General features: G+C 67.3%; 1 protein-coding gene. It reads left to right on the plus strand.

Features of this window, described 5'->3' with window-relative positions; translation table 11 throughout:
• On the plus strand, positions 1-428 hold a 428-nt coding region (locus tag JK363_RS41680), incomplete at both ends, for a ketoacyl-synthetase C-terminal extension domain-containing protein (protein ID WP_201883525.1).

Consider the following 428-nt stretch of genomic DNA (forward strand, 5'->3'; position numbering starts at 1 on the left):
TTGGGCGATCCGATCGAGGTCGGTGCGCTGGTGGAGGCGTATGGCCGGGAGCGGGCCGGTGTCCCGTTGTTGTTGGGGTCGGTGAAGTCGAACCTTGGTCACACGCAGGCTGCCGCGGGTGTGGCGGGTTTGATCAAGATGGTGCTGGCGATGCGGCATGGTGTGGTGCCGGCTTCGTTGCATGTGGATGTTCCCTCGCCGCATGTGCAGTGGGGCGAAGGCGTCGAGTTGGTCACGGCCGGGCGCGCATGGCCCGATTCCGGCCGACCGCGCCGTGCGGGGGTCTCTTCCTTCGGTGTGTCGGGGACCAACGCGCACGTCATTATCGAGCAGGCACCATCGGAGCCGCCGCCTGTCCGCAAGAGTGGTGGTGTGGTGCCATGGGTGCTGTCCGGCCGTAGCGCGGACGCACTGCGGGATCAGACCAG

Source organism: Streptomyces coffeae (assembly GCF_016741875.1).
GTDB classification, from domain to species: Bacteria; Actinomycetota; Actinomycetes; order Streptomycetales; family Streptomycetaceae; genus Streptomyces; species Streptomyces coffeae.